The following is a 24,397-nucleotide window of genomic DNA, read 5'->3' on the forward strand; positions in this document are numbered from 1 at the left end:
AAAGTAGGTGCTGTATTGGTTTTTCAATCTGTATTTATATAGTGAATGTTTCCTGGAGACTTGTCCAAATATAATAAATTAAGGTGCAATTTCATGAATTTATTGTCAATTATTTTTACAATACGCATATGATAGAGTAACCAATCATTCATACAGAAAAAGCCAACACAATACAATATGTTGCAGAGTGGAAAAGTGTGCAACAATGAATTGTGTTTCTTTCTTATCAGCTAAAGAAATTTCAATTTAAAATGAATGCCAAAGTTTTTGTTAAGGAAGTTCGGAGCAATACGTAAAAAAGCTATGGGTGCCTTATGATTATGGAAAAAGTAAGTTCTAATGAACAGATACTTTTTAACTATTCTTGTTGCTACATCATAACCTTAAATTTGTATATTACTGTTTATTAGAGAAAATAAGGGAAATTACAGTAAGGAGGGAAAAAGATGGGCGAAGAAAATCAACCAAATTATACAATTTCACAGGAAAACTGGTCCCTCCATCGCAAAGGACATGACGATCAACAACGCCATCAAGAAAAGGTGCAAGAGGCAATTAAGAATAACTTACCAGACCTTGTGACAGAAGAAAATATCGTGATGTCTAATGGTAGGGACGTTGTAAAAATACCAATTCGGTCTTTAGATGAATATAAAATTAGATATAACTACGATAAGAATAAACATGTTGGGCAAGGAACTGGTGATAGTAAAGTTGGCGATGTGGTTGCAAGAGATGGGTCAGGTGGTCAAAAGCAAAAAGGACCAGGAAAAGGGCAAGGTGCAGGGGATGCAGCTGGAGAAGATTATTATGAAGCAGAAGTATCAATTTTAGAATTAGAGCAAGCATTTTTTAAAGAATTGGAGCTGCCTAATTTAAAGCGGAAAGAAATGGATGAAAATCGTATTGAACATATTGAATTTAATGACATTAGAAAAACAGGATTGTGGGGAAATATTGATAAAAAACGGACGATGATCTCAGCTTACAAACGAAATGCTATGAATGGGAAGCCAGCTTTTCATCCAATTCGTCAAGAAGATTTGAAGTTCCGAACATGGAATGAAGTGTTGAAGCCAGATTCCAAAGCTGTTGTATTAGCAATGATGGATACGAGCGGATCTATGGGAATTTGGGAGAAGTATATGGCGCGTAGTTTCTTCTTTTGGATGACAAGATTCTTACGTACAAAGTACGAAACGGTAGATATAGAGTTTATTGCGCATCACACAGAAGCGAAGGTCGTGACAGAAGAAGAGTTTTTCTCAAAAGGAGAAAGTGGTGGAACAATCTGTTCCTCTGTTTATAGAAAAGCACTTGAGCTTATAGATGGCAAGTATTCACCTGAGCGCTATAATATTTATCCATTTCATTTTTCAGATGGAGATAACTTAACATCAGATAATGCTCGGTGTGTGAAGTTTGTGCAAGAATTGATGAAGGTATGTAATATGTTTGGGTATGGGGAAGTAAACCAGTATAATCGCTCATCATCTACCCTTTTTTCGGTTTATAAAAGCATTGAAGATGAGAAGTTTAAGTATTATATAGTGAAAAATAAGAAGGATATTTTTCACTGCCTTAAAAAGTTCCTTAAGAAATAAATTTAAACATAAAAATATTTAAATGTATAGAAATCATAAGGCTGCAAGGCGATTCTTTAAGAAAGCTTTGCGGTCTTTTCATGTCTCTAAAACCCGGGTGATTATAGTTGATAAAAATCCAGCTTATCTAATAACCATGGGAAAATTGGGGAAAGAAAAAAAGATGCCACTAGGCATCCCAATCAGGCAGATAAAATATCTAAATAACATTGTGGAACAAGATCATCGTTTTATTAAGAAACGCATACGCTCTATGATGGAATTCAAATCACTTTAAACAGCAACCGCTATATTGAGTGGTGTGGAAGTCATGCATATGATGAAAAAGAGACAGACTAATTTAAAGAATCAGTCTGTCCAAAATCAAAAAGAATTCATCCATCAATTATTTAGGCTGATAGTATAAAATACAATCCCGTTAGAAATATATGTGCTATATTCCCTTTTATTTTATCTTTGCACTAGAACCAAATATATCGGTTTTTGATTAGTAAATGATGAAATGGTGATACTAATCAATATTGAATGTAAATGACAAAGGAATGAGAATATGATTTTTATTTACACTGATTATGGTGGAACGCATACAACCTCACTAGCTGCAGCGTATCATTTAAACAAACTACCAACTAATCGGAAATTAACGAGAGAAGAAATTTTAAATGTGGACTATTTTAATAAACTTAAAACTTCTGATATGGGAAAAATTATTTTTCATGGCCGAGATGAGGGAGGCAATCCTGTTTATACAGTAGGGTGCGGGGCATCGAAAGTTGTGGTACCATCTATGAAAAATCTAGGCAGAATTCTTCAACATCAATATCAAAACAACGAAAAAATCATTTTTTCAAATACGTCACCAACTGTTCCACTTCCTATGACATTTGGTGGTTTATTCTCTAGAAGATTACATATTGATTTTATTGGTGTTCCATTACTTGTATGGGGCGCAAAAATTTGTTGTGACAATGTACAAAGACTGGTGGATTCTACAAAAGAAGCTGGTAGACTGACAAATGATTACGTTGTTATATTAGAGAATAAGACTTTTAAATGAAAAAGGCAGGATATATTGCTATCCTGCTTTTTTCTATAACATTTCAACTTTCTTTCGAATCATAACCTTATCAATTTCGGGTTCTTCATCGCCGATAAATAAGCCGCGTTCTTTCAAATACATTTCAAAATATAAATCAGCTTCCGCACGTTCATCATAAGGTTTTACAGATAAAACAAATCCTCACTCTCTAGCTAATTGTTCTAAAGCATCAGGTGACATATATCGTTGTAACTCTTTAGAAAACAATTCTAGTTTATCAAAAGTCGATAAGTTCATGCCAAACACGCCATCCTTTCCCATGTTTCTACAGGAAGAATAGCGTGTTTTTTTATTTTAAGGAAATTTAGTATTGTTAGCTTGATGATGATGGGGCGATACCCCTTTTATAAGTATTTTGGATAAGAGTCATCGTATATTATTGATTTTGAGAGTTATATTTTAGTATATAATTCCACTACAAACTCATCTTTTCTTTTCCACTCTTTTTTCCGTAAATAAGTCACTTTTTCAAGCACCGATTTGAGAAGATGATTTTTCTTCTCTATATCATTCGTTGCATAATAAGCTTCTAAAACATTTTTGATTCTCGGAACAAATTCATGTATATGTTTTTCTTTTTTTAATATCTTTTTAATTTCATGTTTAAGCTCTTCGATTGCCTCTTGGGTAGTCTTCAATCGTACAGCAATAGATTTTTGCCTCTCTAAGAATGTGTCAACATCATATACACCTTTTTCTAAAAAATCATGGAGATTGCTTTTTTGTTTTTGTAGATCATTTATTTGTTGTTCTTTCTTTTCTAGAGCTTTCTGTTGTAAATGAATATTATTGCTCGATATCTCTTTTTGTACCATGTTTTCTTGTATCTCAAAGCTTTCAATAATTTGTTTTAATCCATCAAGTATGCGCTGTTCAACAAGTGATAAGGATGCTCCTTTTTGAACACCTTTACAGGATGGTTGAACACAACGAACTTGGGGATTAGGCCGATCTTTTCGTGGCTGATAAAGCATGGAATGTCCGCATAGTTCACATAGTAAGATTCCAGCCAATGGATTAGAAAGTTTTTTTGTTTTTATTGTAGGAGGTCTCCAACGTTTACTATGAGCCATGTTAGCTTTTTGAAATAATTCTTCTGATACAAGTGGAGAGTGAGCGTGATTGTGTCGTTGCCATCCTTCTTTTGGTACTTTTTTTCGTATATACTTACCATTTTGTTTTGTATAGCGTATCTTTCCCCAAATGATATGACCGAGATATACTTCATTTTTAATAATGGATGAGATAGTTGAAGGATTCCAGTATTCGCCTTCTGGAGGCGAAATACTTAATCTATCTAATTCTTGCGCGATTGCCTGTCTACCCATTCTGCCAGCCATGCTTTCAAAAATTTTAGATACTACCCAGCTTTTTTCAGGATCAGGATAAAGTTTTAAATTATTATCTCGTAAGTACCCGTAAGGTGGAACACGCGAGATGGATTTTCCTTCTTTGGCAGAAGCTCTTCTGCCACGCTGCATACGTTTCACAATTGTTTTTAATTCTTCTCGAGCAATTAAAGATTTGATACTAAATGTTAACTCTTGATTTTCATCATTTGGGTTAATGACTTCTGTTGGTGTAATAATGAATGTTTCTGAATAGCGAAATACACGATAAATCGTTCCCTGATCCACCATATCACCACGACCGAGGCGATCTAGATCCATTACTAATACAGCATCAGCTATGCCAGTTTCTACTTCACGAAGCAATTTTTGCATCATTGGTCTTTCAGATATATATTCACCCGAAACAACCTCTTCAAAAATATCAATTATATTATGATGCTCTTTATGAGCGAGTTCTAATAATTGAGTTCGATGGCGTTCAAGCGTATCGTAATGTTGTCCATGTTCCATCGCTTTTTTTTCTTCTTCAAGATCTTTTCGACTTTTACGTAAATAGATGAATACATCAAGTTCTTCTGGACGATACATTCGTTTCACCTACCAGCTTGTCTAGTATTATTGTTATAGATATGTATGGCTAACTTGTCCTATGAAAATGATAGTTCGTCTTTTTTCTTGTCATGCATACATATAATGCAAGGGGGGATATGATGAAAGAATTTCAATTTGGTAATACAAAAGTCATTATTCATTCATCACTTGCATTAATGGGAAAAGAAGAACAAAAAGAATGGTTTCAACAAGAGTGGGAAAAGAAAAATCCAATTTTAAGATCTATAGTTGAAGCGGCAGTAAGTTGCCAAGAAGATGAAAAATAAAAAGAGCATTCTCTTTCCTTAAGAGATATGCTCTTCTTTTTTGATTAAATTATTCATTAAAATAAATAGTTGTTTTTAATGATGAATAGCTTTTCTAGTTCTGTAAATAATAATCTTGATCGTTGTTATGGAAAGTAAGTGAAACTTGAGATAGATCAATACCTTTTTCTAAGGTTTCTAATAAGTAATATCCCAATGCTTTATCTTGTTGTATCAAATTATGTAATAGGGTGCTTGCGCGGGTAATTCTATATTTTATTTCATCTTGAATTAATAAAGAATTATCCATTGTAATGAGGTGAAGTTCATCTTGCAGTTTTTGTAATAGTGAAAGTTGAATGGTATCTGTCTTTCCGGTTTCAAGATTACTTAAATAAGCTGATGATACACCAAGTTGTTTTGCAAAAGTGTTTAATCCAATTCCTTTTTGAGTACGAAGTGTACGAATGTGTTTTCCAAGTTCATGTATCATAACATTAACCTCCAATGATTTTTTGAAAGGAATAGAAGTAATGAAAAAGAAAAAAGAAATTAAAATTATATCTGTCAGTTATATTCATGATCCAGAATCAGCTCAAAAATGGTTTGAAGCTTATATAGAAATTGTTAAAAAAGAATTAACAAAAGCCGTCGAAAAGGACTAGCAATTCTTTTTTATACATACAGTGTAAATAGAACATCATGAGAGGAGGTCTTGAATTGAAGACAGTTGCATACTATAGAAGTTCAATTGATTCACAAGAAAACTCAATCGAAATGCAACAAAATTCAGTTCTTACTCGCTCCATTGATATGGCATTGATTATTGATGAAGAGTATATTGATGAAGCGGTATCAGCTAGAAAAGTTAGCTTAAAAAAACGTCCAGCTTTACAAAAATTATTAAAAGATATCAAGAATAACAATGTAACAAATTTATTTTTATTTAAACGAGATCGACTAGCCCGAAATGTAATGGAGTATTATGAAATTTATCAAATACTAAGAAGCAAGAAGATAAATGTTATTTTAACTGCACCGAATGAGCCACCAATGTACTATACACCGATTGGTGAGTATCTTGAGTTAATTATGGCCGGTATGGCTCAACGTGAAGGTGAACAAATTATTGAACGATTAAAGCAAACATTAAAAGCTAATTTTCAAAGTGGGAAGAATCCTGGACGTCTTCCATATGGATACAAATGGAATAAAGAAACAAGAGAAATCGAACTAATAAATGAACAAATACAAGTAGTAAAAATGATTTTTCAAGAACTTGTAGCGGAAAAGTATGAATCTCTGAAAGAATTGTGTAGTGTATTGGGATTAAAGGAAAATGGTAAGCATTGGACTTCGTCTGATATTAGGAAAATCGTATTCAATCCTACATACGTTGGATTACGTACTATGAATATTTTTGGTGAAGATGTCACTAGTAAATATGAAAAACTGTCTATTGTTGATAAGGATATATGGGAAAAGACTTGTAGTATCGTCACTATTTTATCTCCTTTAAAGACTCATCAAGATTACGTATTTGAACAAGTACTATTTCCATTACAAGGATTATTAACTTGTTCGAAATGTAATGAATCATTACAAAAAGTAAAGGCTAGAAAAAAGGAAAGTTTAAAGTATAAATGTTTAAATCATTCTTCGATTTATGTTCTGAAGAGTACAATTGAACCATTAGTCTTCGAACGCTGTAAGGAATATTTTGATAGCTTACTTACTCCCCATTTTCATGAACTATTCGATCGATATGAACAAAATGCAAAAAAACAAGTGAAACAGAATATCCAAACCATTGAAGAGAAAATCCAACTTATTAATGAAAAATTGATTGCTAAAGTAGATACGTGGTATCAGGATACTGATGCACCTTATAAGGAACAAAAAGAAATTGAAATTATGACGCTGTATGATGAGCTTGCTAAATATAAAAAACAAAAAGAACAGGTAATACAGGAATTAAATGATGTAAAGCAACTACGTGAAAAGGTAAGTAATTATCAATCCTCTATGTCGTTATCCTATGACAAGATAAAGGAGAATCTACAGCTGGGTTCCTTTTTTCAAGATTTAATACAGCAAGTCAAAACTGACGGAAAGAACTGCGAAATAGTTTTTAAACACCCATTCTTACGAACTCAAGAGGTGCTGACACCATGAAGCTCTCTCATATTTTAAAGCCAAATATGAAGGCTGCTTTTTACGGGCGACATTCTACTGATAAACAGGACATGGATATGCAATTGAACTCTGTTATGGAAGTGATTCGCAAATATGATTGCATTCATACTCATTCTTTTCTTGATAAGGCTGTTTCCGCTCGGAAAAATAAAATAACTAGTAGAAAAGAACTTGAAAACATGTTTGAAGCGGCAAAAAGAAAAGAATTTGATTTTGTCATTGTTTATAAAAGTGATCGCCTTGCTAGGGATCCACTTGAACATCAAACCATTCGTATTATCATGAAGACACTTGCCATTCCCATTATTATTAGTTCGAACGAAAGTGTGTACAATGCTGATAATGATTTAATTGTGCAACTTATGGAGGATGGTTTTACTAAATATGAAGTTGACACCATTATCGCAAGAACACGATCAGGCCTAGAAAACAAAGCAAAACAAGGAAAATGGCTTGGTGGTAAGCCGCCATTTGGTTACACATATGATAAGAATAGTGGGCAGTTTATTGAATACCCTGAAGAGCTTTGCTATGTAAAAGAAATATTCAACTTATATTTAAATGGTCATGGGTTTCAGCACATTGCTAATACACTCCCCAACGGTTCTCGGCGCGGAAAGGACTGGGGGAAAGAGAATGTAAAGGCGATTGTACTTAATCCTTTTTATTGTGGCTTATTATCATGGCGACGACAAACAGATGGTAAGCAAAATGCAAGGGATATTTGGATTGAAGCACCCAATCACTATGTGAAACCAATCATTTCACGAACGATATGGGAAGCATGTTGGCGTATTTATTCAGAAAAACGTAATGGCAACATGATTCCTAAACATTACAAAACAAGTTTTCTGCTACAAGGGTTGCTTTCTTGTGAAAAATGCCAGGAACTAATGAAAACAAAGAATCAACAAACAGTAAGTTCTACAAATAAAAAGTATGGAGGGAAAATTTATTTTTGTAATAACTGCAAATTAAGAATAGATGCAGATCTCCTTCATGATAAAGTAGTGAATCAAACACTTACTGATGTGAAAATAAGTGGATTTCACAATGTATATCATGCGATAGAACAAAAAATTCAGTATGAGATACAAGAGTTGAATAACAATATTCAAAAGCATCAGCATCTCTTCGAAAACTACACCATCAAACTTCACAATATTACAGAAGAGCTCAAGCAGCGTATGAAAAATAACGATGATAAACGTTTTTTGAAGTCTTTAGCAATTTATCGCTCGGATGTACAGCGAAAATTAGATGGAATCATACAACAAATGAACGACTTTAAACAGCAAATTATTCTCAAAGAAAAAATTGAAAAAAGTAAAGAAACATGGTCATATACTTTGAATGAAGTATTTCAAGATGATGTCAAGCTTCAAGAAATAAGTGATATGGATAAAAGAAGATTTTTACTACCTCTAATTCAGTCTGTATCTGTTAAAGAGAATAAAAAGCGTAATGAGTATGATATTTCATTACAATTACGCACAGATTTTTCGAAACGTGATGTAAAGAATCAAATCAGCTTGATTTTGTAGAACAGCTATCAACATTGGTAGCTGTTTTTTGACTATTTATGGTATCGGTATTTAGGAAGAACTTTGGATAGAAGTTCTTCGCTTTCTCGGTGATTGGGAAGGCGTGGTATACCACTCTACCCTAATCACCGAGTTTGATACTCTTGAGAAAGAGCTTGTATCTTAAGGATAAAGGGTTTGTCTTTATTTATTATTATGGACAGTGATTTAGAGAAATAAACATACTCGGTGATTAGGGGATAGGTAACTATTTAAAACATTTGAGAGCTCGGTAATTGGGTAAATAAAAAATGCCTTATCATTCTCCCTGTAAGGAGGCATGAGGGGGGCCACCTTACATACCCATCAACTTAAAGAAAATAAAGGCCCAAAAAAAAATGAGCCGAACTCTTATGAATAACTGTGAAAAGGTAAAATTTTTGTAATGGGAGGTTTCTGAAAATCTTAGCTTGATGGGCATGGGGTCCCACCACATCGCTATCAAGCTAAGCTCATACAACGTCAATTATAGTAAAGGTTGTTTCTTTTTTCTAAAGGCTACGTGTAGAGAATTTAAAGATTTGCATACGAAATAAACCCTAATGGGTTTCATTTTTTAAATTTAAGCCGCTTGATCATCCGACATGGTACAATTGTAAACGACACCTAATATATCAAAGACTGTTTTCTTCTTATACCTATGAGATTTTCGCCCGTTTTGCTGTAGGAGGTTGAACAGGCGAATTAGAATCTTTGATAGCTCTTGGGTGTCTTTCTGTATAGCTTGGAAAAGAAGAAAAAAATAGTCTTTAATCATATAAATAGCTTTATATTCACTCAATTCTTGTTTCTTTTTCATAAGAAGTAATTTCCGCATTTGAAACATAATAGAGGAACAGAGTAGAATGGCGATCAGTTGCTCATACAAATGGCATTCCAATCGTTCTTGTTTTATCTTTTTACAATGATGAATGCAAAAGAATGATTTCCACGTTTTAAATAAAATTTCGATTTGCCAACGTAAAGAATACCAATCATGTACTTGTCCCATTGGGACAACATCTGTAGGAGTGTTTGTCATATATACATTGATACCACTGAGTCGTTTACTACGAGGAGAATACTTCATTCCTTTCTTTTTTTCTCTTATAGTTTGATCTTGTAATCGTTTTTCTTGTTGTTCTTTTGTTAGTCGATGAACAATCACACGAGTAGGTACTTTATCAGTCATTCCTACATAAGCGTCGGGTATTTCACATGTTTGTCCTGGCTGAAGAGAGTTCATTAACACCTCCATATCTATCTGAATATACTCCGTACCTTTTTTGATTCTTCCATCTCGAAAATAATCAGGATTGGGATTTTTTTGATAAATACGTGTATTCGACTTGATACGAGAGATATAGTAAGCTTTTTGGTCTTGTATATGTTGAAGATCTTTCAAATGAAAATATCCTAAATCTCGAATACATAAATCATTCGCTGTCACAGTTGGGACACACAGAGAACCGTAGGTTCGATCATGTTGTTTACCTGGACCGGTATGAATATGTAGGAACCGTCCACTTAATAAATCATATTCAAGCTGAATTTTCACCCCCGCTGTATGGCTGCAGCCTCCTGCACCTGGATAAACGAATGAAAAGGAATCTGGGAGTTGAAATGCAGTTGAATCTAAAATACGAATACGCTTGAAAACAGAAGTATATGGAGAAGAAATCGGTATAGATGAGCCCAATTTTTGGTTTAGTAGTTCCGCTAATATGTGTTGTAAAAATTGGACCGCCGCTTTATTAAACCGTTGATTCAATCCCTCAGGACTGATGAGCACTTCTGTTGATGCTTCTAAGCAGCTGGATAACTGAGTTAAAGAAGTTGTAGCGACATTTTGGCTCATCCATACACATAAAGCGACTAAATCCTTTGCTTGGTACTTACTGGTTCGCTGTACAAAACCAACATCTCTAGCAAGATTTCGTAAGATATTTGGGGATAAGAAACTTTGAATTTCTTGAGCAAATAGTTGTAATTTATCAGATACAGAAATAGACATACAAAAACACCATCCTTTCTTATGATTCTACAGAAAGAATAGCGTATTTTTTCATTTTAGGGGGGATTTTGTTTTATTAGCTTGATAGCGATGAGATGTTACCCCTATAATCGTTTTTTTTTTTAGTTTCATAACGATTCCCCCATCCTATTGTAAAAAATGTATTTTTCTGTATATTCTTATATTATTTGTTTTGTTTACATAAATATAGGATTTTTTTAATATATTGAACATATTAAACCTTATGTATGCGCTTTCAAAATAAATAACGAACTAAATAATACATGTCATAATCGAATAGAAGATAAGTAAATTTGAATATCTTTTCTGTTATAAAGTTTAAAAACCTCTACATATAAGTAGAGGTTTTTGAATTGCATATTAATGAATTATGCTTTTTCATATAAACGAAGATTAATACATAATTTTAACTAGATTTATTATTAACTAATTTATCTACACCACCAAGCTCCGCCTCAATCTGCGAAGTCTTCGATGACTCATCCATACGCCAATACGTAATAAAGCTTATTGCGATACATCCACCACATAGAAGTAGAATAGTGACTCCATTCCGATACTCTTTGGCCATAAAGCGATGAATTCTGCAGTTCCACCGAATATCGAAACGGTTAGTGCATATGGTAAACCTACGCCTAGTGCGCGAATTTCAGTTGGGAAGAGTTCGGCTTTTACAATCGCGTTAATGGAAGTATAACCAGTCACGATTATGAGACCGACCATCATGAGACCGACCATCATGAGTAAGAATGCTACCATTGGTTCTGTCGTTTTTTCCATTTGACGTTCAGACCGAATACCGTAAAAATAACCAATAAACATCATCTTAAATAAAACGATAGGATGAATAGAAGGACGACCATTATTTTCACAATAATAGGGATGCAACTTTTCCTTAATAAAATCAAAGTAAGTCGTAGCTTCAATTGTATGAAGGAAATGATCTTATGGCACTAACTTTTCTACAGAGGTTGATACACGTTCATCGCGATAATTCTTTAATGCACCCATCATAAAAAATCGCTTCTTATTCTCTTTTTTATCAGGATAGGTAAAACAGCAGACACAAAAACAGGTTGTGTAGAAATATCATTATTAACTAAAAAGTTACAATATCTCAAATTTATAAGTTCTCTTTTTATCAATATGCCCATCGTTTACGTATTAATTTACAAATGATTAAATATGCATGTGTTCTTCCATATAGAGATGAAATTTTAGAAGGACAGATAAAGCGCTTGAAAACGATAAAATAAATGCTGTATGTACGGGTTAGTTCAGCTGCATTGTAGGAATTCATATTATACAGATTTTGAGTTGTTATTTTAAAATATCAAAAGTCAATAGGAAAACAATGTTGTATAAGGTTCCTGAAAATTGGTATCGCAAAAAGCATTCTTATAGAGGTAAGTCGTTAAAAAGAGTAGATATCTTAATATAACCATTATATAATAACGGAAAAGAGAACTAGTGTTCTCGTTTTACTTGCGATTAAGAAGAGATATGTCTAAAAAAATTATTGTCTAATAACAAAAAAACGAGAACGTAAGCTCGACTTAGTGTTTACGATAGGAGGAAGATAGAATTGGATAAAAGTATTATATAATAATAAAAAAAGGAACGTAAGTTCGCTTAGTTATTTGCGATTGGAGAAAGGTAGGATCGAAAAATCTATTGTATAATAACGAAAATTCAGAATAAAAAACATTTAATTGTTTGCAATTGGGAATAAATGTGATTAGATATTTATTGTATAATAACAAAAATTCAGAATAAAGAATATTTAATCGTTTACAATTGGGAATAAATGTGATTAGATATTTATTGTGTAATAACAAAAAAAGGAATAGGTGATAAATTATGAAAATTGGTTCGAATGAGATTAAAGATTTTTCGAAATCATATATTATTGCAGAAGTCGGTATTAATCATAACGGAAATGTTGATATTGCTAAGCAACTGATTAAAGTTGCACACGAAGCTGGATGCGATGCAGTAAAATTTCAAAAAAGAACAGTTAATGTAGTATACTCTGCTGCTGAACTTGCCGTTCCTAGGGAGAGTCCTTTTGGCTCCACCAACGGGGATTTGAAGCGAGGTCTTGAATTTGGTTTTGAAGAGTACAAAGAAATATTTGAATTTTGTAAAAAGTTAGGGATAGATTGTTTTGCTTCTCCATGGGATACGCTATCCGTAGATTTTCTTGAACAGTTTAACCCGGTATGTTACAAAGTTGCTTCTGCTACAATAACTGATATCGAACTTCTAGAGGCGATTAGAGAAACTGGAAGGCCGGTAATACTTTCAACTGGGATGTCTTCACTGGAGGAAATATCAAATGCAGTAAGGATTTTAAAACAAAATCAACTGATACTTACAGTTTGTACAAGTACCTATCCAAATTTAGTAGAAGAAATTAATCTTAACCGTTTAGACTCTTTGCGAAATCATTTTGATTGTAGCGTAGGATATTCAGGTCATGAGCTAGGCTATTGGCCTACTCTTGCAGCTGCTGCTAAGGGGGCAGCTGTTATAGAGCGACATATTACATTATCAAGAACTATGTGGGGATCTGACCAAAGTGCATCACTAGAACCAGAAGAGTTGAAAGATATGGTTGAGGGGATAAGGTGTATTGAATCCTCTCTTGGGAGTGCTGAAATTGGTATGATAGATAGAGAAATCCCCGTATTGCAAAAATTAAGACGTGTAAAAAGTTTAAGTGCGCTTTAAAGTTATTGACAGAAAATTATAAATATTAAACAGAAAGGAAATAACTAATTTATTGTTTAGTCGACAATAAAAAATTATGGATCTTTTAACAGGAGGATATTATGGGAATTCTTGCTCTTATCCCAGCACGGGGTGGATCGAAAGGAATAAAAAGAAAAAATCTTGCAACTATTAATGGGTTACCTCTTGTGGCTTACCCTATACTTACGGCACTTCAATCAAAATATATAACTAGGGTAATAGTTTCTACAGACGATGCTGAGATAGCCCAAGTTGCTAAAAAATTTGGTGCGGAGGTACCTTTCATAAGGCCAGTGGAATATGCTACTGACACGGCGACTGATTTACCGGTTTTTAAACACTGTTTAGAATGGCTTGCTGCTAATGAAGGTGTAACCCAAAATTTAGTTGTTCAATTAAGGCCTACTGTACCATTAAGAGATTCAAGAATGATAGATAAAGCGATTGAATATATGTTATCTCAACCAGATGCCACTTCACTTCGCTCTGTATCAGGACCAGAATTTAGTCCATATAAAATGTGGGAAATAGACGATGAATCTACTCTCCAACCATTACTTAACCTTCCAGGTGTTAAGGATTTTTATGATCAGCCTAGACAGGCCTTACCTGTGGTTTATGCTCAAGATGGTTATGTAGATATCGTTAGAACAAACACGGTATTAAAGGATTCAAGTATGGCAGGGAAAAAGATCTTGGCATTTACGGATCATGGAATAGCCTATGATATTGACGATATTTATCAACTTGAACGTTTACAGAGACTAGTGGATACAAATTATGCTGATTTAAAGTCTAGAACCGTATATGGATCCTTAAATTTTGGAATTATACAAGGGAGACTAAGTCAAACTCCGCCAGAAGTGTTGCAAAAATTCCCTGATAATTGGAAAGAAGAATTCTTTCTTGCAAAGGAACTGGGGTTGAAATATATTGAATTACTTGTTGAACGCGAATTCAACCCTAATAATCCTATATATTCACCACAAGGATTAGCGGAGATAAAAAGTGTGAGTGAACAGACGGGAGTAGGCGTTAATTCTGTTTGTATAGATACATTTATTCAACAAGACTTTGAAGAAGGTTTTCATAAACTTATTGAATTGATTCCAAGTTTTGCAGCAATAGGTGTGCGACGTTTAATTATACCATTCTTTGAGTCAAGTGAGCTTAACAATGTGTCTATTCAGAGATATAAAGAGCCATTATTAAATTGTGCGAATATTGCGCGTGAATTTGGTGTGGAAATTTGCATTGAAAGTTCTCTTAAGGCGGATGAATTAATTAGTTTTTTAGATGACTTAAAGAACTCAAATGTCAAAGTTTGCTATGACATAGGGAACTCTACTTTTTTTGGACATGACGTAGCTGGTGACGTTGTAAAACTAGGTTCACGTATTACTCATGTTCATATTAAGGATAGGACATTCTCAGGAGAAAATGTTCTGCTTGGAGATGGTAATGCAGAAATAAGAAATGCTATATCCCTTTTGTGGAACTTAAATTACAAGGGAGGATTCACCTTTGAGACCACTAGAGGTGCTAATCCTGTTTTGACTGCTTCTAACCACAAACGATTATTAGAATCAATGCTTCAAGACATCTTATATGAAGGAAGTGTACTAATATGAAAAATACATTAATTCCTGAAGAGGGAAAAGATACAATTAATAATTTAATTAAGGTAGCGAAAGAAGTACTTAGAAATGATCTTGTCTCCATATATGGTATGGGGAGTTTAGGATATGGTGGTTTTGTTAATGGTTGGAGTGATTTCGACATCGATATAATTTTAGCTGATGATACAGATATCGATTTTATCCAGGCAATGTATAAAATTGAAGGGAAACTTCACGATATGGGTTATGGGAGAGTAGATGTTAAATGTTACTCCGTAAAAGAATTAAATGCTGAGACTCTTCCTTATACATATGGTACTCGTAACCGAGCAGTTATGTTATGCGACAGTGCGACATTAATTTACGGTGAGAATATTTCTGATAGGATAGTGAGACCTAGTATAGAGGAACTAAGAAAGGAGTCTATTAGTTTAGTACAATCCTTACTTTCAAAAGATAATGACTGGTGGTTTAGTCGACCTATTGATGACACGGCGGCTCTCTTAGCCCTTCCTGCTCGTTTAGTATTTACATGCACAACAGGAGAAGTAACTCATAAAGCGAAGGCAATTGATTATTTAATGGAACAACATGAAAAAGAAATATCTCCAAATTTATGGGCATGGGTTATTTGGGCGAGAGCTTGTCGCGAAATTCCATATGCACAAAATTTGCCAAGAGACTTATATGAGAATGCAATTAAAGCAGCCCATGGACAGATGTTATGGGTTAAAAATCAACTTTTAGCCAACTGTGGGGTGAAGTTATGATTTTACCACGAAATCATTTGATTGGTCTAGAGAGACCTAATCAAGATTATAATACTCGACTGGATGGATTGAGACTGGATTATAATGAGATGGTACCTTACTTAGAACCTGAATTATTTCAAGCAATCAAGGATAAGCTTACACCAGAACTTTTAACAGCCTATCCTGAAGTTAAACCTGTATATGAAATTTTAGCGAACAGTTTGGGGGTTAGACCTGAACAGTTAGTACTTACATCAGGATCGGATAGCGGAATCAAACAAATATACGAGACGTTCTGTAATGAAGGTGATGAAGTAATCATTACATTTCCGACATATGGCATGTTCCAAGGATATTGTGAGTTAATGAATCTTTCATGCAAGAAAGTATTGCATAATTCAGATGACTTTCGGATTGCTCCTCAAAATATTATAAATAACATTACTGAAAGAACTAAGATAATTGCGATTGCGAACCCAAATGGAAATGTGGGTTCTGCTATGCCTGATTATGATCTAGAATATATAATTAAAGAAGCCGAGCGAAAAGGTGTAGTCGTCTTACTTGACCAAGCTTATAACGATTATTATGAAGATAACTGGGGCTCACGAATTGATGAGTTTGATAATCTAGTTATTGTTAGAACATTTTCTAAAGCTTGGGGAATAGCCGGACTTAGATTTGGTTATATCTTAACAAATGAAACTCTTAGAAAATATATTTACGCTATGAAACCGGTTGTTGAAATTAATAGTGTTGCAGCTTTAGTAGCGGAATACTTGTTAACGAGCGGGGTTGAAAAAATTAAAGGGATAGTGATTGAAACAAAAAAAGGTAAAGAAAGACTTGCCCAAAGCATGGAAGAGTTAGATTTCAAGGTATATAGAGGATATGCAAACTTTATTCAAGTGTGGTTTGGTAGTCGGAAAGAAGACATAATGAACGAACTTAGAAATAAAAAAATATACGTGAAAGATAACGGAAATGAAGGACTTCTAGCCGGTAGTGTAAGAATTACAGTTGGCCCCGTGAGTCAAATGAATGTTTTGATAAATACTATCAAGGGGGTTCTTTCATATGAATCAACTAAATAACACTGATTTTTTTGAAAGTAGATTGTATTCTATGGATATAGATATTAAAAGCATTAGAGAAAAATTATTACACGAGCTGAAAACTGAGTTTGCTCAGAACCTTCATCACTATTCTACTGAAGCTGATTTAACCGGTGTTATTAATTATTTAGAGAATCCTACTATCCATTACTCAGAGGGTAGGGATTTAAGTTTCGATAAGCAATCATTCTCTGTCACGGAATTGAAAAATGTAATGAAATTGCCGACCTTTAAAGAGCGCATACAGTATCTAGTATATAGATACCGTTTCAATAATTATCCAAGGAATCAGTTAACATCTGAATTTCCAATTGTGCTATGTATTGAACCGACTAGTATTTGTAATCTTAGATGTACAATGTGTTTTCAAAGTGATTCGACGTTTTCAGGTGATAAATCTTTACAGGGACATATGTCATTCGAACTATTTAAAAAAATAATTGATGAAGGTGCAAAACATAATTTAGCATCTATTGTTCTTGCTAGTCGAGGAGAACCCTTACTCAATAAAGATATATATCGAATGATATCATATGCGAAAAAGAACGGTGTTTTGGATATTAAATTAAATACAAATGCTACAGTACTTACAGCAAATAATGCAAGAAAGTTATTAGAGTCTGGTTTGGATACTCTTGTTTTTTCTGTTGACTCAGCGATACCAGAAGAATATGAACGTATACGTCTTGGTGCTAAGTTCGAAAAAGTTGTAGAAAATATCAGAAGATTCAATAAAATTCGCCAAGAAGAATATCCTGAAGTTAGTCTTAGAACAAGAACATCGATGGTAGTCGTTGATGAAGATCAAGATATTGAATATGCAAAAGAATTTTGGTCTGGATTAGTTGATGAGTTTGCATATCGTAAAGTAATTGACCGACTTAACATTTATGAGGGAATAGATATCTCAACAGAGAGGCCATGTTCTTTATTATGGGAGAGATTATATATTTGGTTTGATGGTACGACTAGTATATGCGATGAAGATTATAAAAGTATTTTGGCTCCTGGGAAGTTTGAAGGAAACACTTCTATTAGTGAGATTTGGAAAGGGAAAAGGTATCAGCAATTACGCCAAATGCATATTAAACAAGAGAAGTGTAGGTTACATCCTTGTGATAAATGTCCTGGATTCTAGAAAGGTAGGTTCTTGATATGCGTAGAATCATAATTACATGTAGGCATCCAGGCCCTACTTGGTTTATTGCAGAAGCAATTCCAACCTTAACTTCTAAATATGAGATTTATTTGTTACTTTCAGATACCGCCATTACGTTTATTGTTGAGCGTTATCCTTCCTTACTTATAAACGAAAGAGTACAAGTTTTTTATTTGAATAAAAATATAATAGAAAAAATAAATGTAAAGTCATTCGAACTTTCAAATGATAATATCGATGGAAGTATTGATACCTCTTTAATACTAGAGTCTATGATTAAATTCTTTAAGGAAATAGATTTTGATATTGTAATACGGACAACACCTGTAACTGGTATTGATGTGGATGAAATATTGCCTACTGCGGTTCGCAATGTAGGGTACTCGGGACCTATTCTAGGTATCCAAGACTATTATGGAGTAGGGAATATATTAAATGATGGGGAAGATGATTTGTTAAAGTATGGAGTTACACATTTAGCTACTGTGGATAATTTGGCTGTTGAAATTATGAAACATAGATTTTCTGGCCCTATATGTAGTACAGGGTGGCTAGCGCATGATTTATTCCTAAGATCAGATCCATTATCTATGGTTCGTGAAAATATAAGAAGTTCTTTAGGAATATCCCAAAATCAAAAAGTTGTATTCTATGCTTGTTCAGCGCTCCAATATGAATCAGATTTCATAGGGTTTGAACATGTTCTTACATCTCTAGTGGAACTAAATTTGGATGTTACTTTTTTATATAAAGTTCACCCAAGAATGACCCATCGTGAAATTTCTAAATACGCGGATATTTTAAATGAGTTTGGTAAGGGATTAAAAGTAGTACCGGAAGATGAATTTTCTGATTATCTCGAATATTTAGCTGTTTCTGATTTGGTTATTTCTACGGCCTCAATGGTAAACCTTGATACTCTGGCGTATACAACTTTACAAGGATCTTTTAATGATGTACCAGTTAGTCTTTATATTGAAGACGATTGTATAAGGCAAGCCATTCTAAAAGCTACAGGTTTATTAACATTGCCAACTCACCTCGCTGGTCATGGTAGTCTCTGTACAAATCTTTTGGATTTAAAAGAAACAATTAATCAAGGACTAGTTAACACTGTGTTAAGAGAGAATATTCTGAAGGAAGCAGCTTACTATTTTAAAATAAAAGATCCATCAGCTATACGACTTTTAGATTATATAGAAGAAATTTGGGGTGAATTTTGATGTGGGACACGTACAAGTTAAAATTACTTTCTAAAGCGGATTGGACCCCGGATAAATCAGATCTTGATCATTTACATACTTTAACGGGATCTAGAAATATCTACATATATACTGATTTGGAGGCTCAGAGTGAAGTTTTCAATTGGAGAACAATTATAGATATTGAGATAGATCAAGATATTTATAATTCACAAAAATTTAGTAACAGTATCTCCTCAGATAAATTAGTTCTAGAATATGGTCTAGATTTTTTAATGATGAAAAGTGCTTCATTTTCTAAAGGTAAATATCAGGAAGGGGCTGATGTTATAGTTTCTTTTTATTCCTGGGCACACGCTTTAGAAGAAAGTGAAAGGGAAAAGGCATTGTGGGAACACTTTAATATGGAGAAAGACCAGCCGTATTATTCATTAGTGAATTTTAATGCAGGCGTTAATGAAAATAATAGTACAAGTAACCCTACAGATTTTATGTTTGAGGGGTTTGTGGGTGATCCAGAAGGATTGTCAGAAATATATAGGAGTCCATTTCTTAATAAAATGCGGACACACTCAAAATTGTTTCTAAATACAGATACACGCCAATTAGCTTTTGGTAAACTTCATATTTCAAGATTGGATGGTTAAATTGAAAACTTTAAAAGAATACTTTGGACTAAATGGTAAGGTTGCTGTAATTACTGGTGGAGCTGGATTTTTAGGTTTAAAACACGCAGAAGCAATTATAGATGCTGGTGGGGTTCCTATACTTTTAGATATCAATACCGAAAGGCTAATGGAAGCAAAATCTCAGTTGAACTCTTTATATCCAGATAAAGCTGTTGAAGTTATAACAACCGATATAACTTCGGAACGAGATATTAAATCTGCATACGAAAAAATTATAGATAAGTATTCAAGAATAGATATATTGATTAATAATGCAGCTAATAATCCTCAAGTATCAAGAGAAATGGGTTTAAAAGAATCATTGCAGTTCGAGTATTTTACTCTTGAAAAATGGAATAAAGATTTTTCAGTTGGTCTTACCGGTGCTTTCTTGTGTTCTAAGGTATTTGGTACACATATGGCTAATAAGGGAAAGGGGATAATTGTAAATATTTCTTCAGATCTTTCCATAATTTCTCCTGACCAAAGACTTTATAGACGAGAGGGTATACCTGAAGAAGAACAAGATATAAAACCAGTTTCTTATTCTAGTGTAAAGACCGCCATACTAGGACTAACACGATATCTTTCTACTTATTGGGCAAATAAAAATGTAAGAGTAAATACATTAGTACTTGGTGGCGTTTTAAAGGATCAAGATAGTGAGTTTCTAAAACGGGTCGAATCACGAATACCATTAGGTCGATTAGCTAATCCAGATGAATATAGTGGTACTTTAATTTATATGTGTAGTGAATCATCCTCTTATATGACTGGGGCGACTCTGGTTATCGATGGTGGCCGAACAATTTGGTAAGTTAAAATGGTTTTGATATTAGTTTCCGTTTCTGAAAAATAAAAAATCAATATTATAAGGAGAATTAATGTGCAAAAAGAATATGTAGGCAAAAGACTTTATGATATAAATGAAGACTTGGTATCTGTTACAGACAGTTTTATTTCCTCTTATTTTTGTTTATTAAACACTTTTAAAAATGGAAATAAGGTGTTTGTTTGTGGAAATGGTGGTAGTTCTAGTGATGCTGAGCATATAGTGGCAGAATTAGTGAAAGATTACATGAAGGCTAGACCAATTAATGAGCTATTTATGAAAAAACTAACTGAGTTTTTCGGTTCTGATGGGGCTGAAATGGCAAAAAAATTACAGGGAGGATTACCCGCTATTTCTTTAACTTGCCCCTCTAGTGTTATAACTGCAATCTCAAATGATATTGACTATAGTTTGGTCTTTGCTCAACAACTGGTAGCACTTGGTAAAAATGGAGATTGTCTATTACTGCTAAGTACATCAGGTAACTCAGAGAATGTAATTCAAGCCGCAAAAGTAGCAAAGGCCATGGAGATAAAAACTATTGCTTTTACTGGATTAAACCAAGGGCAGTTAGATAATATTTGTGACATAGTAATAAAGATTCCATCAACAATGACACCTGCCATCCAAGAGTCTCATAAAGCTATATCTCACTTACTTTGTGAGTTACTTGAGGAGGAACTATTTAAAACAGAAGATGTTTTAGTATGTTAAAAACTTTTTAGTATACTAAAAAATAAAGTTTGCTGGTTAATATTATAGAAATATATATTCGTAAATTTAACTAAATATTAAATTGATAGGGGATTTAATAGTGTTATCAAAAAATCTAGTAGATCAATATGAAAAAGAAGGTTATTTAAATAAGATTCCTGTTTTTGACAAAGATAAAGCAACTATGTTTAGATCTCATTTTGATTCTATGGTTGAAATAGAAGGATTACAAAACAAAAATATTAAAAGAGAACTTCATAATAGGCATATTGATCAAGACTATGTATGGGATGTTGCCATCTCTTCAGAAGTCTTAGATGTGGTTGAGTCTTTAATTGGTGAAAATATTTTTCTAATTGGTTCAAGATTTGTTTGTAAGTGGCCTGGGGATGACCATTATGTACCTTGGCATCAAGATTCTCGTTATCAGGAATTAAACCCTCCATGCCAAGTGTCAGTTTGGATTGCTATTGATGATTGTGATATTGACAATGGTTGCTTATATGTTATTCCTGGGTCAAATAATAAGGGGCTTGTGGAACATAAAAAAGCAGAAGGGAACAATGTTTTAGTATTTAATGAAGTAAGCTTAAAACAATCTGATGAAGAGGCTGCAATCCCTTTAGAGCTTAAAGCAGGAGAAATGTCTGTATTTCATGGAGATGTAATTCATGGAAGTCCTTTGAATCAATCGACAAGAAGAAGATGTGGATTAGTTTTCCGGTATGTCCCTACTTGGGTAAAACCAAATATTGAAGGGATGTGGCCTTCTATATTGGTAAGGGGAACTAATAAAGAGAAGAATTTTCCGAATATTACAAGGTGTGATGGCCTTAATTTTAAATACATAACTAAATAAAAAAGCATTAGCCCCAGGCCTAAAATTAATATTTTCAAGACTATAGATAGATCACCTTTATAAATGGAGGAACGTAAATGACAGTATTAATACTGAATAGATTAGGGCCGGATAAAAAATATATGACAAATTTTTTAGAATGGTTATCGGAATACCCGGAGCCAGTGTATATGTTTACAGATTCGAATTTTTCGGATCAATTCACTGGATACTCTTTGGTCAAGGGTTTTAGGAACTATGATTCAAATGGATTAGTTGAAGTTGAGGCAGTTAAGCTTGGTAAAGAACATTCTATAAGTCGTGTTATTGCATTAGATGAAAGAGACCTTTTACGTGCAGCAAGGATAAGGGAGGCTTTAGATATACCGGGACAGTCTGTAGAAAGTGCCCGCGCATTTCGTCATAAGCCAACCATGAAGTCATATATCAAAAAAGCAGGTTTGCCTTGTCCAGATTACATGGAAGTTTATTCTCCTATGGATTTGTATAAATTTATTCTTAAAAATGGATTCCCTATAGTTGTAAAACCACAAGATGGATTTGGCTCAATTAATACAAAGGTGATTTGGAACTGGGAACAAGCAGAAGAATTTATGGAGAGTACAGCCTTAGTTAATATGATGGTTGAGACTTTTGTAGATGGAGAAATGTATCATTCAAATGGTTTGATTATGGATGGGGAAATTGTTTTCCTAGCCGTTGGAAGATACGGAACGGTTCCCTTAAATCGTGTTGCAGGTGGTGGGTATCAACAAGTTTTAGGTGCATTAACTGAGTTGCTATCACCAGACGAAGAGATTTTTAGTCGCATTTACGAGTTTACTAATAACATAGTTAAATCTTTACCAGCTCCGAATCATTCATCATTTCACTGCGAAATGTTTCATACAGCTAATGATCAACTAGTTTTTTGTGAAATTGCAAGTAGAACGGCAGGCGCAAGAATAGGGGAATGTATTATTCAGTCTTATGGAGTGGATTTGAATGCTGAATGGTCTAGATTAGAGTGTGGACTGGATGTGACAGTTCCACGAAATATTGTTCCAAAACAACTTTCAGCTTCATATTTAATTCCGACAAGACGTGGAAAACTTATTTCAATGATTGATAGTTTTCCTTTTTCATGGGTTACAGAATATCAGCCTAGGGTGAAAGAAGGAGAAGAACTTAGGGAGAGTAAATCTTCTACAGGTACTATTGGGTCCGTTGTTTTTGTTGGTTCTTCTCGTGAGGAATTAAGAAAAAGGTTCCACGAAATATGTAAAGTAATAGATAAATCGATTTTCTTGGAAGATATTCCATGAAAGGAATTTAATTAAAAAAGGGTGATTTTTAAAAATGACTACCCGTTTAATCTAAAAAGGGCTAATACTAAAGTAAAAACAAATCATTATTATTTTTACATGGTTATGCATATAAGGGGGATTTATGAGTATGTTGCAGGTTTTATTCTTACTATTCTTACTATTTACAGCTAAGAATAGTAAGAATAAACTTTGGGATGATTTAGGTGGAAATGCATTAATCATTAGATTATAAATTATGAACGGAGCTCCATTTGTATAAGACGCAATGGAATTTATTATTTGGAGGAATTTTCTTGAAGTTTAAAAATGAGTTACACACAAAGGGAATTAGTTATGACATGAAATCCTTAAAGTATTGGTTAAAGAAATTAAGTGGTGATTTACCAGTACTACAGCTACCTACAGATTATGAGCGTCCATTAGTTCAGACATATACAGGAGGTCGGGTCACATATAGGCTAGGAAAAGATTTACTGAAAGATTTGTATAAATTGAGCCAACAGGAAGGCGTTACTTTATATATGACGCTGTTAGCTTCATTTAAAGTACTTCTATATCGGTATACAGGACAGGAAGACATACTAGTAGGAAGCCCTGTAGCGAATCGGAATCACAGAGAATTAGAAGAATTGATTGGATTCTTTGTAAATACCCTAGTAATGCGTTCAGATCTATCTGGAAATCCGAGTTTTAAAGAATTTCTGGGGCGTA

21 protein-coding genes and 2 pseudogenes are annotated in these 24,397 nt (G+C 33.7%); 19 read left to right on the plus strand and 4 right to left on the minus strand.

Features of this window, described 5'->3' with window-relative positions; all coding sequences use genetic code 11:
• Nucleotides 1-446 precede the first annotated feature (446 nt).
• From yhbH to ORL93_RS28055, 3 genes and pseudogenes are all read left to right on the plus strand, one after another.
• Nucleotides 447-1,604 (plus strand): sporulation protein YhbH, encoded by a 1,158-nt coding sequence (gene yhbH, locus ORL93_RS28045; protein WP_265960108.1) that lies wholly within the window; start codon nucleotides 447-449, stop codon nucleotides 1,602-1,604.
• Nucleotides 1,605-1,632: 28 nt separating this feature from the next.
• Nucleotides 1,633-2,010 (plus strand): annotated as a pseudogene (locus tag ORL93_RS28050) (DDE-type integrase/transposase/recombinase); the annotation flags it as partial.
• A 144-nt stretch (nucleotides 2,011-2,154) separates the two neighbouring features.
• Nucleotides 2,155-2,661, plus strand: coding sequence for a DUF3189 family protein (locus ORL93_RS28055; RefSeq protein WP_265960109.1), 507 nt, complete (start codon nucleotides 2,155-2,157; stop codon nucleotides 2,659-2,661).
• A 434-nt stretch (nucleotides 2,662-3,095) separates the two neighbouring features.
• Here the strand turns inward: ORL93_RS28055 and ORL93_RS28060 are convergent, their stop codons facing one another.
• A complete protein-coding gene (locus ORL93_RS28060; protein ID WP_265960116.1) occupies nucleotides 3,096-4,643 on the minus strand; it encodes a recombinase family protein in 1,548 nt (515 codons plus the stop codon).
• Nucleotides 4,644-4,765: 122 nt separating this feature from the next.
• Between ORL93_RS28060 and ORL93_RS28065 the strand changes: the two genes are divergently transcribed.
• Nucleotides 4,766-4,933, plus strand: coding sequence for a hypothetical protein (locus ORL93_RS28065; RefSeq protein ID WP_020063001.1), 168 nt, complete (start codon nucleotides 4,766-4,768; stop codon nucleotides 4,931-4,933).
• Nucleotides 4,934-5,027: 94 nt separating this feature from the next.
• Here ORL93_RS28065 and ORL93_RS28070 read toward each other — a convergent pair whose 3' ends face one another.
• Entirely contained in the window at nucleotides 5,028-5,405 is a 378-nt protein-coding gene (locus ORL93_RS28070; RefSeq protein WP_265960110.1) for a helix-turn-helix domain-containing protein, read from the minus strand.
• 40 nt (nucleotides 5,406-5,445) lie between these two features.
• Here ORL93_RS28070 and ORL93_RS28075 point away from each other — a divergent pair, with 40 nt between their 5' ends.
• From ORL93_RS28075 to ORL93_RS28085, 3 genes are read left to right on the plus strand one after another with little or no spacing between them, the layout of a single operon-like run.
• Nucleotides 5,446-5,577 carry a hypothetical protein gene (locus tag ORL93_RS28075; RefSeq protein WP_020063003.1) on the plus strand — a complete coding sequence of 44 codons (132 nt, stop codon included), beginning with the start codon at nucleotides 5,446-5,448 and terminating at the stop codon, nucleotides 5,575-5,577.
• Nucleotides 5,578-5,632: 55 nt separating this feature from the next.
• Entirely contained in the window at nucleotides 5,633-7,087 is a 1,455-nt protein-coding gene (locus tag ORL93_RS28080) for a recombinase family protein (RefSeq protein WP_020063004.1), read from the plus strand.
• Entirely contained in the window at nucleotides 7,084-8,652 is a 1,569-nt protein-coding gene (locus tag ORL93_RS28085; RefSeq protein WP_020063005.1) for a recombinase family protein, read from the plus strand. Before ORL93_RS28080 ends, ORL93_RS28085 begins: the two co-directional genes overlap by 4 nt.
• A gap of 601 nt (nucleotides 8,653-9,253) precedes the next feature.
• Here the strand turns inward: ORL93_RS28085 and ORL93_RS28090 are convergent.
• Together ORL93_RS28090 and ORL93_RS28100 are read right to left on the minus strand one after the other, a co-directional pair.
• Entirely contained in the window at nucleotides 9,254-10,684 is a 1,431-nt protein-coding gene (locus tag ORL93_RS28090) for an IS4 family transposase (protein ID WP_265960111.1), read from the minus strand.
• A 768-nt stretch (nucleotides 10,685-11,452) separates the two neighbouring features.
• Nucleotides 11,453-11,719: pseudogene (locus tag ORL93_RS28100) on the minus strand (transposase); the annotation flags it as partial.
• A gap of 846 nt (nucleotides 11,720-12,565) precedes the next feature.
• Here ORL93_RS28100 and ORL93_RS28105 point away from each other — a divergent pair.
• From ORL93_RS28105 to ORL93_RS28160, 12 genes are all read left to right on the plus strand, one after another.
• The gene (locus ORL93_RS28105; RefSeq protein WP_265960112.1) at nucleotides 12,566-13,438 is read left to right on the plus strand and encodes an N-acetylneuraminate synthase family protein; all 873 of its coding nucleotides are present in this window, start codon (nucleotides 12,566-12,568) and stop codon (nucleotides 13,436-13,438) included.
• A gap of 101 nt (nucleotides 13,439-13,539) precedes the next feature.
• Nucleotides 13,540-15,090 (plus strand): cytidylyltransferase domain-containing protein, encoded by a 1,551-nt coding sequence (locus ORL93_RS28110; protein ID WP_265960113.1) that lies wholly within the window; start codon nucleotides 13,540-13,542, stop codon nucleotides 15,088-15,090.
• On the plus strand, nucleotides 15,087-15,848 hold the full coding sequence (locus tag ORL93_RS28115) for a hypothetical protein (RefSeq protein ID WP_265960114.1): 762 nt from the start codon (nucleotides 15,087-15,089) through the stop codon (nucleotides 15,846-15,848). The genes ORL93_RS28110 and ORL93_RS28115 overlap by 4 nt, the downstream gene beginning before the upstream one ends.
• On the plus strand, nucleotides 15,845-16,924 hold the full coding sequence (locus ORL93_RS28120; RefSeq protein ID WP_020063011.1) for a pyridoxal phosphate-dependent aminotransferase: 1,080 nt from the start codon (nucleotides 15,845-15,847) through the stop codon (nucleotides 16,922-16,924). Before ORL93_RS28115 ends, ORL93_RS28120 begins: the two co-directional genes overlap by 4 nt.
• Nucleotides 16,908-18,083 carry a radical SAM/SPASM domain-containing protein gene (locus ORL93_RS28125; RefSeq protein ID WP_098114459.1) on the plus strand — a complete coding sequence of 392 codons (1,176 nt, stop codon included), beginning with the start codon at nucleotides 16,908-16,910 and terminating at the stop codon, nucleotides 18,081-18,083. Before ORL93_RS28120 ends, ORL93_RS28125 begins: the two co-directional genes overlap by 17 nt.
• Nucleotides 18,084-18,100: 17 nt before the next feature.
• The gene (locus ORL93_RS28130) at nucleotides 18,101-19,327 is read left to right on the plus strand and encodes a hypothetical protein (protein WP_020063013.1); all 1,227 of its coding nucleotides are present in this window, start codon (nucleotides 18,101-18,103) and stop codon (nucleotides 19,325-19,327) included.
• A complete protein-coding gene (locus ORL93_RS28135; RefSeq protein ID WP_020063014.1) occupies nucleotides 19,327-19,953 on the plus strand; it encodes a hypothetical protein in 627 nt (208 codons plus the stop codon). The genes ORL93_RS28130 and ORL93_RS28135 overlap by 1 nt, the downstream gene beginning before the upstream one ends.
• Nucleotides 19,946-20,791: an SDR family oxidoreductase gene (locus tag ORL93_RS28140; protein WP_034304037.1), complete on the plus strand. Its 846-nt coding sequence runs from the start codon at nucleotides 19,946-19,948 to the stop codon at nucleotides 20,789-20,791. Before ORL93_RS28135 ends, ORL93_RS28140 begins: the two co-directional genes overlap by 8 nt.
• Nucleotides 20,792-20,860: 69 nt before the next feature.
• Nucleotides 20,861-21,520: a D-sedoheptulose-7-phosphate isomerase gene (locus ORL93_RS28145; protein WP_020063016.1), complete on the plus strand. Its 660-nt coding sequence runs from the start codon at nucleotides 20,861-20,863 to the stop codon at nucleotides 21,518-21,520.
• A 100-nt stretch (nucleotides 21,521-21,620) separates the two neighbouring features.
• Nucleotides 21,621-22,379, plus strand: coding sequence for a phytanoyl-CoA dioxygenase family protein (locus tag ORL93_RS28150; protein WP_020063017.1), 759 nt, complete (start codon nucleotides 21,621-21,623; stop codon nucleotides 22,377-22,379).
• A 77-nt stretch (nucleotides 22,380-22,456) separates the two neighbouring features.
• The gene (locus ORL93_RS28155) at nucleotides 22,457-23,683 is read left to right on the plus strand and encodes an ATP-grasp domain-containing protein (RefSeq protein ID WP_020063018.1); all 1,227 of its coding nucleotides are present in this window, start codon (nucleotides 22,457-22,459) and stop codon (nucleotides 23,681-23,683) included.
• 296 nt (nucleotides 23,684-23,979) lie between these two features.
• Nucleotides 23,980-24,397: condensation domain-containing protein (locus ORL93_RS28160; RefSeq protein ID WP_265960115.1), on the plus strand; the 418-nt coding region annotated here is incomplete at its 3' end.

The organism is Bacillus sp. DHT2, from assembly GCF_026241455.1.
Classification (GTDB): domain Bacteria; phylum Bacillota; class Bacilli; order Bacillales; family Bacillaceae_G; genus Bacillus_A; species Bacillus_A pseudomycoides.

Excerpts from the sequence above, each read along its gene's own strand:
- yhbH (WP_265960108.1), top strand. The coding sequence starts at position 447 with ATGGGCGAAGAAAATCAACCAAATTATACAATTTCACAGGAAAACTGG.
- ORL93_RS28055 (WP_265960109.1), top strand. The coding sequence starts at position 2,155 with ATGATTTTTATTTACACTGATTATGGTGGAACGCATACAACCTCACTA.
- ORL93_RS28060 (WP_265960116.1), bottom strand. The coding sequence starts at position 4,643 with ATGTATCGTCCAGAAGAACTTGATGTATTCATCTATTTACGTAAAAGT.
- ORL93_RS28065 (WP_020063001.1), top strand. The coding sequence starts at position 4,766 with ATGAAAGAATTTCAATTTGGTAATACAAAAGTCATTATTCATTCATCA.
- ORL93_RS28070 (WP_265960110.1), bottom strand. The coding sequence starts at position 5,405 with ATGATACATGAACTTGGAAAACACATTCGTACACTTCGTACTCAAAAA.
- ORL93_RS28075 (WP_020063003.1), top strand. The coding sequence starts at position 5,446 with ATGAAAAAGAAAAAAGAAATTAAAATTATATCTGTCAGTTATATTCAT.
- ORL93_RS28085 (WP_020063005.1), top strand. The coding sequence starts at position 7,084 with ATGAAGCTCTCTCATATTTTAAAGCCAAATATGAAGGCTGCTTTTTAC.
- ORL93_RS28090 (WP_265960111.1), bottom strand. The coding sequence starts at position 10,684 with ATGTCTATTTCTGTATCTGATAAATTACAACTATTTGCTCAAGAAATT.
- ORL93_RS28105 (WP_265960112.1), top strand. The coding sequence starts at position 12,566 with ATGAAAATTGGTTCGAATGAGATTAAAGATTTTTCGAAATCATATATT.
- ORL93_RS28110 (WP_265960113.1), top strand. The coding sequence starts at position 13,540 with ATGGGAATTCTTGCTCTTATCCCAGCACGGGGTGGATCGAAAGGAATA.
- ORL93_RS28115 (WP_265960114.1), top strand. The coding sequence starts at position 15,087 with ATGAAAAATACATTAATTCCTGAAGAGGGAAAAGATACAATTAATAAT.
- ORL93_RS28120 (WP_020063011.1), top strand. The coding sequence starts at position 15,845 with ATGATTTTACCACGAAATCATTTGATTGGTCTAGAGAGACCTAATCAA.
- ORL93_RS28125 (WP_098114459.1), top strand. The coding sequence starts at position 16,908 with ATGAATCAACTAAATAACACTGATTTTTTTGAAAGTAGATTGTATTCT.
- ORL93_RS28130 (WP_020063013.1), top strand. The coding sequence starts at position 18,101 with ATGCGTAGAATCATAATTACATGTAGGCATCCAGGCCCTACTTGGTTT.
- ORL93_RS28135 (WP_020063014.1), top strand. The coding sequence starts at position 19,327 with ATGTGGGACACGTACAAGTTAAAATTACTTTCTAAAGCGGATTGGACC.
- ORL93_RS28140 (WP_034304037.1), top strand. The coding sequence starts at position 19,946 with ATGGTTAAATTGAAAACTTTAAAAGAATACTTTGGACTAAATGGTAAG.
- ORL93_RS28155 (WP_020063018.1), top strand. The coding sequence starts at position 22,457 with ATGACAGTATTAATACTGAATAGATTAGGGCCGGATAAAAAATATATG.